This is a genomic window from Flavobacterium aestuarii (assembly GCF_040049115.1).
GTDB lineage: Bacteria > Bacteroidota > Bacteroidia > Flavobacteriales > Flavobacteriaceae > Flavobacterium > Flavobacterium aestuarii.
The window spans coordinates 158,479-175,271 of record NZ_JBDLZZ010000007.1; the positions used below are offsets into that span (position 1 = coordinate 158,479).

Annotated in this window: 13 protein-coding genes and 1 tRNA gene; 11 read left to right on the forward strand and 3 right to left on the reverse strand. The window is 36.2% G+C overall.

Annotation, left to right across the window (positions count from 1 at the left end; translation table 11 throughout):
* Positions 1-38 precede the first annotated feature (38 nt).
* Positions 39-1,553: a S41 family peptidase gene (locus ABEG11_RS09735; protein WP_348823978.1), complete on the reverse strand. Its 1,515-nt coding sequence runs from the start codon at positions 1,551-1,553 to the stop codon at positions 39-41.
* Positions 1,554-1,607: 54 nt separating this feature from the next.
* Here ABEG11_RS09735 and ABEG11_RS09740 point away from each other — a divergent pair, with 54 nt between their 5' ends.
* The 7 genes from ABEG11_RS09740 to ABEG11_RS09770 all read left to right on the forward strand — a co-directional run bounded on the left by ABEG11_RS09740 (position 1,608) and on the right by ABEG11_RS09770 (position 9,863).
* The gene (locus tag ABEG11_RS09740; protein ID WP_348823979.1) at positions 1,608-1,988 is read left to right on the forward strand and encodes a hypothetical protein; all 381 of its coding nucleotides are present in this window, start codon (positions 1,608-1,610) and stop codon (positions 1,986-1,988) included.
* Between the two features lie 144 nt (positions 1,989-2,132).
* Positions 2,133-2,375 carry a hypothetical protein gene (locus ABEG11_RS09745; RefSeq protein ID WP_348823980.1) on the forward strand — a complete coding sequence of 81 codons (243 nt, stop codon included), beginning with the start codon at positions 2,133-2,135 and terminating at the stop codon, positions 2,373-2,375.
* Complete coding sequence (locus ABEG11_RS09750) at positions 2,366-2,683, forward strand: type II toxin-antitoxin system RelE/ParE family toxin (protein WP_348823981.1); 318 nt, start codon at positions 2,366-2,368, stop codon at positions 2,681-2,683. The genes ABEG11_RS09745 and ABEG11_RS09750 overlap by 10 nt, the downstream gene beginning before the upstream one ends.
* 31 nt (positions 2,684-2,714) lie before the next feature.
* Positions 2,715-5,162 carry a bifunctional UDP-N-acetylmuramoyl-tripeptide:D-alanyl-D-alanine ligase/alanine racemase gene (locus ABEG11_RS09755; RefSeq protein ID WP_348823982.1) on the forward strand — a complete coding sequence of 816 codons (2,448 nt, stop codon included), beginning with the start codon at positions 2,715-2,717 and terminating at the stop codon, positions 5,160-5,162.
* Positions 5,163-5,235: 73 nt separating this feature from the next.
* Positions 5,236-5,652, forward strand: coding sequence for a large conductance mechanosensitive channel protein MscL (mscL, locus tag ABEG11_RS09760; RefSeq protein WP_348823983.1), 417 nt, complete (start codon positions 5,236-5,238; stop codon positions 5,650-5,652).
* 444 nt (positions 5,653-6,096) lie between these two features.
* Positions 6,097-7,086 carry an aspartate-semialdehyde dehydrogenase gene (locus ABEG11_RS09765; RefSeq protein WP_348823984.1) on the forward strand — a complete coding sequence of 330 codons (990 nt, stop codon included), beginning with the start codon at positions 6,097-6,099 and terminating at the stop codon, positions 7,084-7,086.
* 569 nt (positions 7,087-7,655) lie between these two features.
* Positions 7,656-9,863, forward strand: a complete 2,208-nt coding sequence (locus ABEG11_RS09770; protein ID WP_348823985.1) for a TonB-dependent receptor — start codon at positions 7,656-7,658, stop codon at positions 9,861-9,863.
* A gap of 110 nt (positions 9,864-9,973) precedes the next feature.
* Here ABEG11_RS09770 and ABEG11_RS09775 read toward each other — a convergent pair whose 3' ends face one another.
* Both ABEG11_RS09775 and ABEG11_RS09780 read right to left on the reverse strand, forming a co-directional pair.
* Positions 9,974-12,070 (reverse strand): prolyl oligopeptidase family serine peptidase, encoded by a 2,097-nt coding sequence (locus tag ABEG11_RS09775; protein ID WP_348824075.1) that lies wholly within the window; start codon positions 12,068-12,070, stop codon positions 9,974-9,976.
* Between the two features lie 230 nt (positions 12,071-12,300).
* Positions 12,301-12,374 (reverse strand) — tRNA-Ala (locus ABEG11_RS09780).
* Positions 12,375-12,498: 124 nt separating this feature from the next.
* On the opposite strand from ABEG11_RS09780, the gene ABEG11_RS09785 reads away from it, so the two are divergent.
* From ABEG11_RS09785 to ABEG11_RS09800, 4 genes are read left to right on the forward strand one after another with little or no spacing between them, the layout of a single operon-like run.
* Positions 12,499-13,257, forward strand: coding sequence for an enoyl-CoA hydratase/isomerase family protein (locus ABEG11_RS09785; protein WP_348823986.1), 759 nt, complete (start codon positions 12,499-12,501; stop codon positions 13,255-13,257).
* A gap of 2 nt (positions 13,258-13,259) precedes the next feature.
* Positions 13,260-13,430, forward strand: coding sequence for a hypothetical protein (locus ABEG11_RS09790; protein ID WP_348823987.1), 171 nt, complete (start codon positions 13,260-13,262; stop codon positions 13,428-13,430).
* A 16-nt stretch (positions 13,431-13,446) separates the two neighbouring features.
* Complete coding sequence (locus ABEG11_RS09795) at positions 13,447-14,451, forward strand: hypothetical protein (protein WP_348823988.1); 1,005 nt, start codon at positions 13,447-13,449, stop codon at positions 14,449-14,451.
* Positions 14,411-16,672 (forward strand): hypothetical protein, encoded by a 2,262-nt coding sequence (locus tag ABEG11_RS09800; protein ID WP_348823989.1) that lies wholly within the window; start codon positions 14,411-14,413, stop codon positions 16,670-16,672. Before ABEG11_RS09795 ends, ABEG11_RS09800 begins: the two co-directional genes overlap by 41 nt.
* The last annotated feature ends 121 nt before the right edge of the window (positions 16,673-16,793 follow it).

Genomic DNA, 16,793 nt, shown 5'->3' on the forward strand with positions numbered 1-16,793 from the left:
AAAGATATAATTGAGATGATTATTTTTAACTTTTAAATTTAATTTCGTTGCTGTTTTTTCATTCTTTGAAAATCCTCGATATATAAACCTTTGGCAGTATTTGTGGGGTTGAATACAGTAAGATTGTCAATTTTAAAAGGTAAAGAGAGATCGGTGTTTTTTGCTGTAGTCCGCAGAGTTTGGCCAGTAATTAATTCGATGGCTTTCTTTAAACTGGGATCTTTTACGTTTCCAAATTCAACCAGATTTAAGAAAGCGCTATAAGGATTAATTTCGTGATCAGGTTTAATATTTACTGGATTTGCATCTTTATCTTTGTTATAATATGAAAAGGTAATGGGCTGCAGCTGCCATTTGTGTTTGGTGCTTCGATTGTCATAAGACATATAATTATAAGCAGGAGAATCGTATAGTGTGTTAGAGCCTACAAATTTGCCAACTGTTTCTTCACCTATTGTTATTACACTGATGTATTTTTTCAGGCATTGTATCGTAAGCTCACTCGCAGAAGCGGTTTGAAAACTTACCAGCACATATATTTTTTTCAAAGTGAGGCTATTTACACTTTCTTCTCTCTCAAAAGTTGGTTCATTATCGACTAAATTAAAAATTTTTACTTTTTCGGAAAGATTTTCATAGCCATCTTCATTATTGTGTTTGTTATTGAAGTCAAAATAAATATAAGGCTTATTGGTAAAACTGCCGTTAATCATTTGCGCCAAAGCAAGTGCGGTTTCTACTGAGCCGCCTCCATTGTATCTTAAATCCAAAACCAATTCGTTAATTCCATCGGTTTTCATTGTAGCGAAAGCCGAATTGAGTTCATCGTTATAATCTGATTTGAAACCATTATAAACCAGATAACCAATGTTCTTTTCTCCATATACTTTCTTTTCATAATAAGCAACTGGGTTTTCGTCAATTTCGGTTTTTGTTACAGTCAAAGTTCCTGTTTTGTCTGTGGTCACTAAACCACTGGTTGAAAATTCCACACTTGCGGCCAAAGTAATTGTGATTTGTGGGTTTTCCAGCTGGTCATAATTACTTGAAGTAAGCTGGCTGCCATTTATTTTTGTAATGACATCGCCTCTTTTCAATCCGGCCAAGGCAGCTGGCGAATCCGGTACAACATAATTAATCAAGGCTACCATATTTACGCTAGAGGCATCTTTAGGATAAATTCCATAGCTGAAACCACCTTTTTTTTCGACTTCTGCAATTTTTGAAACATGTACTATTTCATTGCTATTTTCAATCCAGGAAAATCGATCGACAGTTCCTCTTTGATACAGGAGCGAATAAAATAGTGCATCGGGAGTTTTTCCGTTAATAAAATTGTTATATGCTGTGGCAGAAGTGATTTTACTGTCGGACAAATCGGGAACATTGGGTTGCCAGTAGTACCAGGAATTCATAGCTTTCCAAACAAAGTTGTTAATCTCGTCTGGTTTGGTAACTGCTGCGGTTTCATTAGAGTCAGAATCAGAATCCTTGCTGCAAGCTGTAAAGGCCAATCCTAGAATTAATGTTATAACAATATATTTTAATTTCATTGTTTTTTCTATGTTTAAATTAAGTTAGATTTGTAAGTATAAAACTTCAAATGTATGAAAAATAGTATTCCAAAAGCCGTGTTATTATTGTTTTCTTTCGTAATTCTTTTTCTTTTTTCCTGTTCAAGACAACTTTTAGATATTGAAAACCAAACCTATAAAAGTTATAACAGGAATAGTGAGAAAGGATATGTAGTTAGTTTTAAATTAAATAACACTGCTGTTGTTCCTAAATCGGTTGTGATTAATGGTATTGTTCAGAATATATTTGAAGAAAATAAAATTGGAGATACTTACAAAGTAAATGTGATTGCACAAACTGCCCTAATTCATAATTATCAAGTAAAATTTGATAAAAAAGAAAACGGAATTTATTTTGAGAAAAATTCCAATATATTTTTTCAGCCTGTAAAATTTAAATTAATCACTGATTAATTCTCGTTTTTAATGAAAATCAAAAGGAGTAAAAAATCCAAAATTCTGGTAATGATTTTAAAGGAATTCTTAACTTTAATAAAACTCTAAAATAAGGATTATTCCATTGCTATTTTTTTTAACTTTGATGTAAAATTAACGGCAATGGATTTACAAGCAAGAAAAATAGCATTTGTTCAAGAATTTCTTTCAATTGAAAGTGAGGAAATGATTTCCCGCTTAGAAAAATTGTTAAAAAATAAAAAAAGCGGAATAGAAGACATCGATTTCCAGCCGATGACAATGGAAGAGTTTGAAAGTAGAATCGACAAGTCAATGGATGATTCAAAAAATGGACGAGTTATTGAAGCAAACGAGTTATTGAAAGAGATTGAAAAATGGAGCTAAAATTAAATTGGACGGAATATTCCAAAAATGAATTGCGAAAAATATTTTTATATTATAAAAGCAAATCCAATTTAAAAACAGCAAAAAATAAAGTAAAAGAAATTTCAAAAGAAGCACTTATTCTTGAGAAGTACCCATTTATAGGTCAAAAAGAAGAGCTTTTAGTAAATAGAAAACAAGAATTTCGTTATTTTTTATATGGAAATCATAAGATAGTTTATTATGTAGATTTAGAAATAAACTTAGTTGAAATTGTCGATATCTTTGATTGCCGGCAAGAACCTTTAAAAATTAAAAGAACAAAATAATGTGTTTTACAATTTTTAAATCTTCTTCAAAATGAATTTATCCTTAAAAAAAATCATTTCAACTCTAGATGCCAAAACAATTGACATTCAGGATACGGTTAAAATTGACAACATTTCCATCGACAGCCGTTCCTTACAGAACAACGAAAAAACGCTCTTTTTTGCATTGGTAGGAACGAATCACGATGCCCATATTTATATAAAAGACTTAATCACAAAAGGAGTCCGGAATTTTGTGGTGACCCATATTCCCGAAGGTCTTGAGGGAAAAGCAAATTTTTTGGTTGTCAAAAATACACTTGAGGCTTTACAGCAAACGGCGTCCTATTACCGAAGCCTTTTTTCGTTCCCGATTATTGGGGTGACGGGAAGCAACGGTAAAACCATCGTAAAAGAATGGCTCAATTTCCTGCTGAGTCCCGACTATAATATCATCCGAAGCCCGAAAAGCTATAATTCACAAGTGGGAGTTCCGTTGTCAGTTTTGGCTATAAACGAACAGCATAATTTAGGGATTTTTGAAGCTGGAATTTCGACGGTTTCGGAAATGGACAAACTTGAGAAAATCATTCATCCAACCATCGGAATCTTGACTAATATCGGTTCTGCCCATGATGAGGGCTTTGAAAATTTGGAGGAAAAAATCAGGGAGAAAATGTTGCTTTTCCAACATTCCGAAGTGGTGATTTATCAAAAAAATAGTAGTGTAGAACAACATATTCTTTCGAAAAACAAAGCGGTTTCTTGGTCTTTTACGGATAAAACCGCCACGGTTTTTGTGTCCAAAAAAGAACACACACACGACCATACCCATATTGAATATACATACAAAGGAAATGTCTCGGATTTGAAAATTCCTTTTGTCGATGATGCTTCGGTCGAAAACGTGATTTCCTGTCTTTTGGTTTTGTTGTATTTGGATTACGATGCCAAAACGATTCAGAGCCGAATCGAATTGTTGTTTCCAATGGAAATGCGTCTGAAGGTGAAAAAGGGAATCAACAACTGTAGCCTTATCGATGACAGTTACAGTTCCGATTTTCAGTCTTTGAAAATAGCGTTGGATTTTCTCGAAAGCCAAAAACAGCATCAGAAGAAAACGGTAATTCTTTCGGATATTTTTCAAAGCGGATTGTCGAATGAAGCTTTGTATTCTAAAGTGGCCGAGCTGATTGTTTCCAATAACATCGGCCGTTTTATCGGAATCGGCGAAACGGTTTCGACATTAAAAACAAAACTTGACAATGCCTTCTTTTTCAAAGACACCGATGAGTTTTTACTGCAGTTGGAACAGCTGAATTTTGAAAATGAAACCATTCTGATAAAAGGAGCAAGATCGTTTCAATTTGAGGAAATCGTGTCGGCATTGGCGGAGAAAACACATGAAACGGTTCTCGAAATTAATCTGAATGCGATAAGCCATAACTTTAATTTCTTTAAGTCAAAACTGAGAACCGGCACCAAAATGATGGCGATGGTAAAAGCATTTGGTTATGGAAGCGGAGGATTTGAGATTGCAAAATTATTGGAACACCACAAAGTGGATTATTTGGGTGTGGCTTTCGCCGATGAGGGAATTTCGTTGAAAACTATGGGAATCAATCTGCCTATTATGGTTTTGAATCCCGAAAACACTAGCTTTCCGGCAATCATTCAGCATCAGCTGGAACCTGAAATTTACAGTCTGAAAGGCTTGAATGCTTTTCTGAAAATCGCCGAACAAAAGAAATTGAAAGACTTTCCCATCCACATAAAAATGGATACCGGAATGCACCGTTTGGGTTTTGAGTTAAACACGATTGATGATTTGATCGCCACTTTGAAAGGAAACCAAAGGGTTAAAGTAAAGAGTATTCTGTCCCATTTAGCGACTAGCGATGATTTACAGCAGAAAGATTTCGTGAAGTATCAAATTAATTTATTCGAAAAATTGTCCTCAAAATTGATGGATGAATTAGGCATTAATCCTATCCGCCATATTTTGAATACTTCGGGGATCAGTAATTTTCCGGAGGCGCAATACGATATGGTTCGTTTGGGAATTGGTTTGTATGGAGTTTCCAATGATCCTGCAGAACAAAAATACCTTGAAAACGTTGGAACATTAAAATCGGTTATTTCCCAAATCAGGACAATTCAATCCGGTGAAAGCGTTGGCTACGGCAGACGATTTATGGCAAAAAGGGAATCGAAAATTGCGACAATTCCGATTGGTTACGCCGATGGAATTTCGAGACATTGGGGAAATGGTATTGGATTTGTAACAATCAAGAATAAAAAAGCACCCGTTCTTGGAAGTGTCTGTATGGATATGTTAATGGCTGATGTGACCGAGATTGACTGCAAAGAAGGGGATTCGGTGGTGATTTTTGGCGAAAGCCCGACTGTGACCTATATGGCCGAACAACTGAAAACAATTCCTTATGAAATTCTCACTAGTATTTCGCAACGTGTGAAGCGTGTTTTTTATAGGGAATAAGAATTATTTTTAAAATAAAATGACTATATTCGTTAGTATTTTTACATTAAAATAACCTAAAAACCAAAAAATTATGGGATTTTTTAAAGATTTCAAAGCTTCTTTAATGAAAGGAGACGTACTAAGTTTAGCTACTGCGGTTGTTATTGGTGGTGCTTTTGGCAAAATTGTTGGCTCTGCTGTTGATGATGTTATTATGCCAATCGTTGGTTTATTAACTGGAGGAATTGATTTTACTCAAAAATTTATCACTCTTGATGGTAATAGTTATGAAACTTTGGCCGCAGCAAAAACTGCAGGCGCAGCTGTAATAACTTATGGGAATTTGGTTCAGGCCATTATTAATTTTATAATTATCTCCTTCTTTATTTTTGTAGTTTTAAGAGCTGCGGAGAAGGCAAAAAAGAAAGAAGAGGTTGTTGTTGCAGTTCCAGCTGGTCCAACTCAAGAGGAATTGCTTACACAAATTAGAGATTTATTGAAAAAGTAGATTCTAAGTAACTTTGCAACTCAGAAAACATACCGCTTACACTATATATTCTAACTAAACCACCCTATAAAAGGGTGGTTCTTTTTTTATTGAATATTCTAAGTTTCTAATGCTAAAATTTAGAAGTTTCAACTCGATTATTGAATTTTTGAAACTTTTTCTAATCGCTAAAAAAGCAGAAAAGCTGTCGTTAGCCCAGATGGAAACGGCATCCTGTGGTCTCGGGGTTCGAGACTACAGATATAGTGAACAGCTGGAGGATACTTGAAAGAAAAGAAAATGTTCTGCTCCAAAAAACTTAGAAACGTAGTATCTCTGCGACTTAAAAATCATTAATGTTTAATTTATAACATTTTGTTAATTTTTGTGAATACCCTTGTTATCATTTGAAGATTCCTTACTTTTGTGGCTCAAAATAGAAATTCACAAATAAAAATATACAGAATGAAAATAGCAGTTGTAGGCGCTACCGGAATGGTTGGCGAAATCATGTTAAAAGTGTTAGAAGAAAGAAATTTTCCATACACAGAATTAATACTTGTTGCTTCTGAAAAATCAGTTGGTAAAGTAATCGAATTCAAAGGACAAAAACATACCGTAGTTGGATTGCAGACTGCAGTAGATATGAAAGCTGATATTGCTTTGTTCTCAGCTGGAGGAGGAACATCATTGGAATGGGCTCCAAAATTTGCCGAAGCTGGAACTACAGTCATTGACAATTCATCTGCCTGGAGAATGGATCCTACCAAAAAATTGGTTGTTCCTGAAATCAACGCTTCTCAATTAACTAAAGAAGACAAAATCATTGCAAACCCAAACTGTTCTACTATTCAAATGGTATTGGCTTTGGCACCTTTGCACAAAAAATACAACGTAAAACGTGTAATCGTTTCTACTTACCAATCTATCACTGGAACTGGTGTGAAAGCGGTTCAGCAATTCGAAAACGAAGTGGCCGGAGTAAAAGGCGACATGGTTTACAAATACGAAATCAACCGTAACTGTATTCCGCAATGTGACGTTTTTGAAGATAACGGATACACAAAAGAAGAGATGAAATTGGTGAAAGAAACCAAAAAAATCTTAAGTGACGATTCTATCAAAGTAACGGCTACTGCTGTACGTGTACCGGTTGTGGGCGGACACAGTGAGGCTGTGAATGTTGAATTCAGCAATGATTTTGACGTAAACGAGGTTAGAACTATTTTGAGCCAGACTGATGGTGTAGTGGTTCAGGACAATTTAGATACTTTCACTTATCCAATGCCAAAATATGCCGAAGGTAAAAATGATGTTTTCGTTGGTCGTATCCGTCGTGATGAAAGTCAGGCAAACACTTTGAATATGTGGATTGTTGCTGATAATTTAAGAAAAGGAGCAGCTACAAATACTATCCAAATTGCTGAATATTTAATCGCATCAAAATTGGTTTAATCTATTTATACTATTTAATAAATGCAAAAACTACAACTTTAAACGGTTGTAGTTTTTTTGTTTTACTACCTTTGCATCGTGAAAAGGAAACAGCTCATAATAAATTTATCATTGGTTGTTACAATATTGTTCTCAATATTGTTTCAGTCTTTTGATAGTATAAGTCACCTTCAAGAGAAGTTTTCCGAAAAGAAATGCCATCACATCTATAACTCAAAAGCAGAGATTACCCATCAGCATCACAGTTTTGATCATTGCTATGTGTGTCAGTTTGGGTTCAGCAGTTTTATAGCTCCAATAAAATATTCTTTTGCATTCTTCGCTGAGAATTATAATATTCCTTATTTCTTTACCTACGCCGAATCAGTTTTTTCGTTTTCGGGCAGTTTATATTCCCACCGCGGTCCCCCGGTTTTTAATAAATAATTTTCAGTAAACATTTCGCAGTTAGCTGTCATAGTTAATGCTTAATGACTTGTGGCTATCAGCTAATTATTATTTAAAAATCACATTCTATCATTAATTGCTTTATAAAGTAATTTGATTAGGAGGCAACACTATATTATTAAATGAAAAAATATATAATAGCCCTATTGCTAGGGCTCACCACTTTTTTGCATGCACAAAATACCATAACAGGAAAAGTAACCGATACCAAAAACAATCCCTTGATTGGAGTTGTCGTTTATGCCACAGAAGCACATAAATCAGTCAAAACCGACGTTAATGGAGTGTATACTTTAACCGAACTTCCAAACGGAGAGGAAACTCTCGTATTTTCTTATATCGGTTTTGCTGCCCAAAACAAAAAAATCAGCAAAATTCAGAATACCCAGACACTCGATATTGTACTGGATGAATTGTCGTTTCAAATGGATGAGGTAATTGTTTCTACGCCTTTTTCCAAATTACAATCTCAAAATGTAATGAAAGTCGACCGCGAAAGCGTGAAATCGATGCAGCAAAAAGGGAGCACCACTTTGATTGAAGGATTGGCAACGATTCCTGGTGTTTCGCAGGTTTCTACGGGAACATCAATTGGAAAACCAGTTATTCGAGGATTAAGCGGTAACAGAGTTCTGGTTTACAGCCAGGGAATCCGCTTGGAAAATCAGCAGTTTGGAGACGAGCATGGTTTGGGATTAAATGATGCGGGAGTCGAAAATGTTGAGGTGATAAAAGGTCCAGCCTCCTTGCTATACGGTTCAGATGCTTTGGGTGGTGTTCTGTTTTTTAATCCCGAAAAATTTGCTTTGGCAAATACTTTCGAGGGAGATTTTGGACAGCGTATGTTTTCAAATACACTTGGATCCAGTACAACTATAGGCTTGAAAGCATCCACTGATAATTGGAAATACCTAATCCGTGGCGCTTACAATACCCAATCTGATTATAAAATTCCAGATGGGGACCGTGTAACCAATACGCGTTTTCAGGAAATGGATTTCAAAGCGGGAATTGGATACAGTAATTCTAAGTTTTCGACTGTCTTGAGATACAATTACAACAATCTGGATCTTGGAATTCCAGAAGACGGAATAGCAGATCAAACGACTGCTAAAAAAACCGATTTTCCCAAACAAGGAGTTTACAATAATTTATTTTCTTTGAATAATACGCTGTTTTTTAATAACTCAAAATTAGATGTGAATTTGGGTTATATCAGGAATGACCGCAATGAGTTTGAAGATAGTGACATTGCTGTTCTGCACATGGTTTTAAATACTTTTGATTATAACATTAAATATTATCTCCCTGCAATTGGCAAACTGGAGACGATTGTTGGTGTGCAGGGAATGTCACAAGATAATAATAATAGGGGGGAAGAATATTTGATTCCAAATGCTGTTACCAATGATTTTGGCGTTTTTGCAACAGGAATGTATGGCTGGGGATCTAATTCCCTGCAGGCAGGAATCCGATTTGACAACAGACAATTAACTTCTGAAGAACATGGAATTGATGGTGACGAAGGGTATTTTGAAGCACTTGATAAAAAGTATGACAGTTTTAATGCTTCATTAGGATATAAAACAAATTTAGCGGCCGATTTGACTTTCAGATTGAATGCAGCAACAGGTTTTAGAGCTCCTAATTTAGCCGAACTTTCGTCTAATGGCGTTCATGAAGGAACTTTTCGTTATGAAATAGGAAACCCTGATTTGAAAACCGAACAAAATTTTCAGACCGATCTGGACTTGGAATACAAAAGTACCCACTTTGAATTTAGCATAAGCGGTTTTTACAATCATATCAACGATTATATATATTCTTCACCGACAGGAGCTGAAATAGAAGACTTCAAAGTGTATGATTATATTCAGAACAATGCTAATCTGTATGGGGGAGAAGCTGCGCTGCATATTCACCCGCATCCATTGGATTGGCTGCATTTTGAAACCAGTTTTGAAACCGTTACAGGAAAACTGCAGGATGGCGGTTACCTGCCTCAGATTCCGGCAAACAATTGGGACAATACAATAAAAACCGATTTTAAGCTTGGCAAATGGCTCGAAGAAGGTTTTGCAACTGTGAATGTTTCTTCAACTTTTAGCCAGAAGAAAGTCAGCGGTTTTGATATTCCATCCGATGGTTATACGCTGCTGAATATGGGTTTTGGCGGAAAAGTAAATCTAGGTAAAACTGTTTTTGATGTAAACTTGAACGGGAACAATTTATTAAACAAAACTTATATTCCGCATTTGTCCCGTTTGGCTGCTGATGGTATTCCGAATATAGGAATTAATGGTGTTCTGGGAATTGCATTTAAATTCTAAAATTTAATTTAACCGCAAGGAACGCCAAATTTTTTGCGAATTCTTTGCGGTTAAATTTTAAAAGCAGATAATGAAAGTCTAATGTCTTGTTTAGGATGGGATTAAAAGGTTTATTTTGGCAATGTAGAAAATCCCATATTATAGAGTGTAAATGCTTGGATATCGCAGGATTCCTGTATGGTTGCTGCTACAGATTTGCCAGCGCCGTGACCTGCATTTATATCAATTCTGATTAAAACGGGATTGTCTCCGGCTTGTTTTTCCTGCAATTCGGCAGCAAACTTAAAGCTGTGTGCTGGTACCACCCTGTCGTCGTGATCGCCTGTGGTAACCATGGTTGCAGGATATTTAACTCCCGATTTTACATTGGCAACTGGCGAATATTTTTTGATGTATTCGAACATTTCCTTGCTATCGGCCGAAGTTCCATAATCGAAAGCCCAGCCTGCTCCCGAGGTAAACGTGTGGTAACGCAGCATATCCATCACGCCCACGGCTGGCAAGGCCACTTTCATTAAATCGGGGCGCTGAGTCATGGTTGCGCCTACTAATAAACCTCCATTTGAGCCTCCGCGAATGGCTAGGAAACTGGATGAAGTATATTTATTGGCAATAAGATATTCGGCGGCAGCGATGAAATCATCGAAAACGTTCTGTTTTTGCATTTTGGTTCCTGCATCGTGCCATTTTTTGCCGTATTCTCCACCGCCACGCAAGTTGGCCACAGCATAAATACCTCCGTTTTCCATCCAGACTGCATTGGAAATACTGAAGCTTGGCGTCAGGCTAATATTGAATCCGCCATATCCGTACAGTATGGTAGGATTCTTTCCGTTTAGTTTTAGTCCTTTTTTATGAGTGATGATCATCGGGATTTTTGTTCCGTCTTTGGAGGTGTAAAACACTTGTGAGGAAACATAATCATCGGTTTTGAAATCTACATTTGGCTTATAATACACTTGCGATTTTCCAGATTTTGGATCAAAAGAATAAATCGTTCCTGGAGCAATGTAATTTGTAAAGGAATAATAAAGTGTTTTTTCTTCTTTTTTGCTGCCAAATCCTGAGGCCGTTCCTAATCCTGGCAATTGGATTTCGCGCACTAATTTACCGTTATAATCATATTGTTTTACTACCGATACAGCATCCTTCATGTAATTGGCAAAGAAATAACCGCCACCTGTTGAGAGTGTCAAAACATTGTCGGTTTCTGCAATTAGATCTTTCCAGTTTTCTGGTTTTGGATTGCTGATCTCTACGCTAACGATACGTTTGTTGGGTGCATTTAGATCGGTTTCTATAAAGAGCCTGTCTCCTTGGTTTTCGACAATATTATTATCACTGTTAAAATTGTCTACAATGGTGATGATTGGACTGTTGGGCTGAGTTAAATCCTGAATATACAATTCGTTTCCATAAGTAGCATTAGATGCCGAAATCACTAAATAGCGATTGTCTTCGGTAACGCCTCCACCCACATAACGTCGTTTTTTGTCGGCTCCAAAAACAACCTGATCGTCTTTTTGGGCAGTTCCTAATTTATGATAGTATAATTTGTGCTGGTCGGTTTTTGCCGAAAGCTCGCTGCCATTTGGCTTATCGTAACTGGAATAATAGAATCCTTCATTGCCTTTCCAGGATACACCGCTAAATTTAACATCTACCAATGTGTCTTCGAGAATCTTAAAAGTATTGACATCCATCAAAATTACTTTTCGCCAGTCGCTTCCACCTTCAGAAATGGAATAGGCCACTTTTGATCCGTCTTTGGAGAAATCAACACCACCCAATGAAGTGGTTCCTAATTTAGAAAAAGTATTGGGATCCAGAAAAACTTCTTCTTTTCCGTTACTGTCTTTTCGGTACAAAACCGCCTGATTCTGCAGTCCGTTGTTTTTGTAATAATAAATAAAATTCCCTTCTTTGAATGGTGCGCTTATTTTTTCGTAATTCCAAAGTTTTTCGAGCCTTGATTTCAAAGCCTCTCTAAAAGGGATTTTGGACAGATATTCGTAAGTAACTTTATTCTGTTCTTTGACCCAAGCGGCGGTTTCAGCGGATCTATCATCCTCCAGCCAGCGGTAAGGATCGTTTACTTTGGTACCAAAATATACATCGACTGTTTCGCCTTTTGCTGTTTTGGGATATGTTATTGGAGTTGATTTTGGGGTTTGTCCCAAAGAAGCCATTGAAGTTGATACAGCCATCAGAAATAGAATTTTTTTCATTTTGAAGTTAGGTTAAGTGCCTAACAAAATAAGGAAAGTTTTTTGAGAAATTAAAGCTAAAAATTCGTTTTAACTTAATAAAAACCAAAATTTACAGAGAACAGGAATGTTTTACTGAAGATATTACAGGTTTTTGTTTTAAACTAAAAATATGTCCTTGAGTACAGGGCATAAAAAAACTCAAGCTTTTCAACTTGAGTTGTATTTTGTGGAGAATATCGGATTCGAACCGACCACCTCTACGCTGCCAGCGTAGCGCTCTAGCCAAATGAGCTAATCCCCCAAAACGTTGCGCAAATATAACATTTAATTATAGCAAAATCCAAATATCAAATTGAATTCTTCAAATTAAAAAAAATATCTTTTTGCTAAGCTTACTTTTTTAACTTTACATCAAAATACGGCTTATGCTTACATCTGATAAAAACGGAACACTTTTAACATCGATTGAAAACAATATTGCAACTGTGCAATTTGGACATCCTGCCAGTAATTCTTTTCCCAGAGTTTTACTGGATCGATTGACAAATGAGCTTACTTATTTGAGTGATAACGAAGAAGTTTCGGTGATTGTTTTAAAAAGCGAGGGTACAGGGACTTTTTGTGCAGGAGCTTCTTTTGACGAATTATTAGCAGTAAGCAGCCTTGAAGAAGGAACCCGCTTTTTTAAAGGATTTGCCAATTTGATCAATGCGATGCGCTCCTGCAAAAAAATAATCATCGGGCGAATCCATGGCAAAGCTGTAGGAGGAGGCGTAGGCATCATTGCAGCCTGCGACTATGCTTTAGGATATCTGGAAAGCAGTATTAAATTATCGGAACTGGCAATCGGAATTGGTCCTTTTGTTATTGAACCTGCCGTGAGCAGAAAAATTGGAAAGACAGCAATGTCCGAAATGACTTTGACAGCTCACGAATGGAAAACTGCTGCTTGGGCTCTTCAAAAAGGATTATATGCTAAAGTTCTGGAAACAAAAGAAGAACTTGATCTCGAAGTTGATCTCCTGTCCAGAAAACTCGCAAGTTATAATCCAGAGGCGCTTATCGAAATGAAAAAGATATTTTGGGAAGGAACTGCACACTGGGATAAATTACTCAAAGAGAGAGCTTCGGTTTCTGGAAAACTGGTTCTTTCCGATTTTACAAAAAATGCTTTAATAAAATAACCATGACACTTTTCATTCTGCTTCTTCAAAAGATGAACATTGAAGAAAAAATTAAAAACGCACCCAATGACGGTTATCAAATTGGAGTTCTTATTGGATCGTATATCCCGTTTATAATACTGGCATTGCTGGCATACTGGATGTATAATCGTGCCAAAAACCGAAAAGAATAACTTATAAAAAACAATTTTGAAAAAAATAATTCTTCTCGGAATTGTCTTCTGCTTCTTTTTTTCCTGCCAAAAACAAGAACAGCCTGTGGTGTCTTTTTATTATTGGAAAACAATTTTCAGGCTTTCGCCAAAGGAAAAAACCTGCGTAAATACCAATCAGGTGAAGAGAATTTATATTAGGTATTTTGATATTGATTTAAGTCCGAAAACACAAAAACCTTACCCTAGAACACCAATACGTTTTGATGATAAGACAGCAGATTTTGAAGTTATTCCAGTAGTGTATATAAAAAACAAAGTAATGCTGGACAAAAAAACAGATGTGATAGATCTGGCAAAAAAAACGGATAATTTCATTCAGCAGATCAACTCAAAAAACAACATTGACATCGAGGAAATACAGATTGACTGCGACTGGACTCTGGAAAGCAAAGAAAAATATCTGCGCTTTATCGATGCCTTAAAAAAAATTTCAAATAAAAAACTCTCAGCAACTATACGGCTGCATCAGATAAAATATTTCAAGAAAACAAGGATTCCAAACGTGGAGCGAGGAGTTTTAATGTATTACAACATGGGCACAATTGCCACAGATTCCCTAAATTCTATTTACGATCGCAATATTGCCAAGCGTTATCTGTCAAGCCTGAAAAATTATCCTTTGCCCATAAACATTGCATTGCCTATGTATTCATGGGGCATTCATATAAGAGATGGTAAAATAATTGGACTTAGAAACAAAATAGGTACTGCAGATTTAAAAAATAACAGTAGTTTTATTCCTGCAAACAATAATTGGTTTATCTGCAAAAATTCTATCTTTATCGGCGGTATTTTTTTTAAAGAAAATGACAAGATTAAGTTAGAAACAATATCACAAAATGATCTGCTCGAAATGGCAGATGATCTCGAAGAAAATATAGAGCAGAATCCCAAAGAAATTATTTTTTATGATTTGGACGAATTCAATTTAAAAAACTATGAAAAAAACATTTTTAAAGAAGTTATTGATTGCTTTTAGCGCTGTAGCCCTTTTAATTTATGGAACTATTTATGCCTGCTCAGATGGAGACTGGGGCTGGTCATTCGATTCCAATTTTACACCCGAGACTTTTGTAGACAAATCGTATTCGCCATTATTTTTATCAAGCGATGTTTTTTACGGAATTGGATTTGATACCGAACATCGGACAAGATTTGACAGCGAAAACATCAAAGACTGGTTATCACATCTGGAAAACAGAATCAACGAAAAAGACCTGGCTTTTTTCCTGACAGATTCCAGCAGTGCCGATGTATCTAATTTATTCCTTTTTTACAAAAAAGGGAAGCCAAATAAAACATCTGAAAAATGGAATAAGAAAATTAAATTAGAAGATAACAGAATAAAAGAATTCTTCCTGTTTTTATATGATGCTCAGCTCATCGAAACATATTCTACCCAAACATTCGATTCATGGAATTATGATGAGACTGTAAAAAAAGAAGTGATGTCCGATGCTAAATGGATCAAATCATTGGAACAGAAATACAACGATGCCAAAGATCCGTTCCTTAAAAACAGATATTGGTTCCTTGCAATCAAAGCCTATTTTTACAGTGCTCAGCAGCCAAATGGAATTGCATTTTTTACCCAAACTGAAAAATCAGTACCAAAAAACACTTTATACTACAGAGCTCTGGCGTATATCGCTGGAATTGAATACCAGCAAAAACATTATGCCAAATCCAATTATCTGTACAGCAAAGTATTTGATAAATGCCCGGCAATGCGCGTGGTTTCGGCATATTGTTTTCATCCTCAAGAAGACAAAGATTGGAAGCAATCCTTAGCAATGGCAAAAACGGATGAAGAAAAAACTGCGCTTTGGGCGCTGCAAGGCTATTATAATGACGAGGAAAAAGCCATTGCCGAAATCTATAAACTGCAGCCCAAAAGCCCTCACATCGATTATTTATTAACTCGACTGATCAATAAGCAAGAGAATAAAATAGACCACTCGTTCAAGGACAAGACAGTTGCTCAGAACAAAAAAACTACAAAGGACAGCATTAGCAAATCAGCTATCAATCTGGTTGCCAAAATCGCGCAATCTAATAAAACAGCACAGCCCTATTTATGGAATGCAGCATCTGGTTATCTGGAAACTCTAAACGGAAATTTTAAGCAAGCGGATAAAAATTTCAATGAAGCCGAAGATAAAATGCCCAAAACCCCTTTGGCCACAAGCCAAGTCCGATTGTTGAGACTGGTTAATAATCTTAGTAAAATAGACCAGCTAAACCCCGAAAACGAAAAAACAATACTTGCCGATTTGTCGTGGTTATATCTGGAACTGCCCAAAAATCCTATTGATAATTTCCGTTACGAAAATGCCTCTTCATGGAGCCAGAACTATCTGGCAGCATTATACCGTTCACAAAAAAATGCTGTAATGACTGAAATTTTTAACCATGATTCCAGCTTTTATGACAATGAAAAACAGCTGCTCGACATGAAGGCTTTTTTATCGAAAGAAAACAAAACCGAAATTGAAAAAATTGGCGCATCTATTTATTCCATAAAATTGGCCGATATCAATTATTTTCAAGCGGTCAAAGCCACTTTCGAAAACAAAATTCCCGAAGCTATAGCTTTTATGAAACAGTCTGATAAACTGCAGAATACTGTTTTTTATGGAAATCCATTTCTAGGAAATATCAAAGACTGTCACGACTGTGACCATCAGGCTGCCCAAAAAAAGAAATACACCATGCTCGATTTCCTCACGATTATTCAGAAAATGCAGGATAATATTGCCAAACAAACCGATGTCTACAGCAACAGCGGCATACTCGGAAATGCTTTTTACAACATTACCCATTTTGGCAACGGGCGTATATTTTATGAAGGAAATATTGCAGGATACGGTTCCACCCCTGATTTTTTCAGAGAACCAATTATGAAAATGATCACCGACTGTTCTTTGGCGAAAGCCTATTATCAAAAAGCATTTGCATCGGCCAAAAACAACGAGCAGAAAGCCAAAACCCAATACATGATTGCCAAATGCGAGCGCAACGATTATTATAACAAAAAGTATTATTCGCTCAATTTATCGGCTTGGGATATTCAGGATGACCAGACTAATTTTATTGCTTGGCAAGGCTTCAAGAATATAAAAGCTAACTATTCAAAAACCAAATATTATAAGGAAATCATCAACGAATGCGGGTATTTCAGAACCTATGTTCAAAAATAGATTTGAATAATATCTGGGCGTGCCACCATCCCGATAAAAGGGCAAATTTTCTTTACGGGTATTCGCCCTTTTATCGGGATGGTGTCGGGCTATCCGCGCTACTTCGGTAGCCAGCTGCTAT

Coding starts and splice junctions, on each gene's coding strand:
- ABEG11_RS09750 (WP_348823981.1), top strand. CDS start 2,366: ATGGAGCTAAAATTAAATTGGACGGAATATTCCAAAAATGAATTGCGA.
- ABEG11_RS09755 (WP_348823982.1), top strand. CDS start 2,715: ATGAATTTATCCTTAAAAAAAATCATTTCAACTCTAGATGCCAAAACA.
- ABEG11_RS09790 (WP_348823987.1), top strand. CDS start 13,260: ATGACACTTTTCATTCTGCTTCTTCAAAAGATGAACATTGAAGAAAAA.
- ABEG11_RS09745 (WP_348823980.1), top strand. CDS start 2,133: ATGGATTTACAAGCAAGAAAAATAGCATTTGTTCAAGAATTTCTTTCA.
- ABEG11_RS09770 (WP_348823985.1), top strand. CDS start 7,656: ATGAAAAAATATATAATAGCCCTATTGCTAGGGCTCACCACTTTTTTG.
- mscL (WP_348823983.1), top strand. CDS start 5,236: ATGGGATTTTTTAAAGATTTCAAAGCTTCTTTAATGAAAGGAGACGTA.
- ABEG11_RS09740 (WP_348823979.1), top strand. CDS start 1,608: ATGAAAAATAGTATTCCAAAAGCCGTGTTATTATTGTTTTCTTTCGTA.
- ABEG11_RS09735 (WP_348823978.1), bottom strand. CDS start 1,553: ATGAAATTAAAATATATTGTTATAACATTAATTCTAGGATTGGCCTTT.
- ABEG11_RS09765 (WP_348823984.1), top strand. CDS start 6,097: ATGAAAATAGCAGTTGTAGGCGCTACCGGAATGGTTGGCGAAATCATG.
- ABEG11_RS09800 (WP_348823989.1), top strand. CDS start 14,411: ATGAAAAAAACATTTTTAAAGAAGTTATTGATTGCTTTTAGCGCTGTA.
- ABEG11_RS09775 (WP_348824075.1), bottom strand. CDS start 12,070: ATGGCTGTATCAACTTCAATGGCTTCTTTGGGACAAACCCCAAAATCA.
- ABEG11_RS09785 (WP_348823986.1), top strand. CDS start 12,499: ATGCTTACATCTGATAAAAACGGAACACTTTTAACATCGATTGAAAAC.